This window comes from Nocardia sp. NPDC004722 (assembly GCF_053601505.1).
This window is the reverse complement of record NZ_JBSGBY010001112.1, coordinates 1-1093: the sequence shown is the minus strand read 5'-3', so window position 1 is coordinate 1093 and position 1093 is coordinate 1. Positions and strand designations below refer to the sequence as shown.

The 1093-nt window shown below is 70.4% G+C and carries 1 protein-coding gene; it reads left to right on the top strand.

The window, feature by feature from the left end:
• The coding region (locus ACWELQ_RS46160) for a thioesterase domain-containing protein (protein ID WP_452403267.1) at positions 1-1093 on the top strand (1093 nt) is incomplete at both ends.

Genomic DNA, 1093 nt, shown 5'->3' with positions numbered 1-1093 from the left:
ATCCGCCGTCGATCCCGCGGGCCTGCGCCGGACCCTGGCCGCACGCCTGCCGGGCTATCTCGTGCCCGACACCGTCATGGTCCTCGACGAGATGCCCATGACCGGCACCGGCAAGATCGACCGGCGCGCACTGCCCGAACCGGTCAGGGCGGCAACGGAATTCCGGGCCGCGTCGACCCCGCTCGAACGCCTCGTCGCCGAGGTGTTCGCCGAAGTCCTCGACCTCGACGTCGTCGGCGCCGACGACGACTTCTTCGCGCTGGGCGGCAACTCGCTCATCGCGGTGCGCGTGGTATCCCTGATCCGCGAACGCAGCGGCCGGTCGTTGCAGATCGGTCAGCTCTTCTCCGACGCCTCCCCGGCGGCGCTGGCCCGCACCCTGGAAATCGGTTCGGGCGCACCGGACATCTCCCTGGGCGTACTGACCCCGCTGCGCTCCACGGGCACCCGGGCACCGCTGTTCTGCATCCATCCGGGTGGCGGACTGGCCTGGGTGTACGGCTCACTGCTGAGTCAGCTCGAGCCCGACCGCCCCGTCTACGGCCTGCAAGACCCGCACATCGTCGCCGACGAACCGCGCCTGGAATCCGTCGAAGCCTACGCGGACCGCTACGTCCGCGAGATCGTCGAGCGCTTCCCCGGCATCGCCTACAACCTGATGGGCTGGTCCCTCGGCGGCCAGATCGCCCACGCCATGGCCGTCCGCCTGCGCCAACTCGGCCACCGCGTGGAACTGCTGGCCCTCGTCGACGCCACCCCCGAAACCGGTGTGGCCCAAACCTTCGAACCCACCCGCCAGGACATCGCCACCAGCGTCTCCCACATCCTCGGCGCCTGGCACGACCTACTCGACCTGGACGACCTCCCAGAAATCGACACCCTCGACGCCTTCAACACCCTCCTCGCCGACCGCATAGGCGCCACCGGCCTCCTCACCCCCCACCAGGTCCACCGCGTCCTCGAAAGCTTCTCCCGCCCCCACCCCAAAACCCCCCGCCCCGACCACCGCCACACCCACCACAACACCCCCCCCCCCCAACCCCCCCGCCCCCATCCAGGGTATGCGCCACCACCCCCGGCCGAGACTCGACAC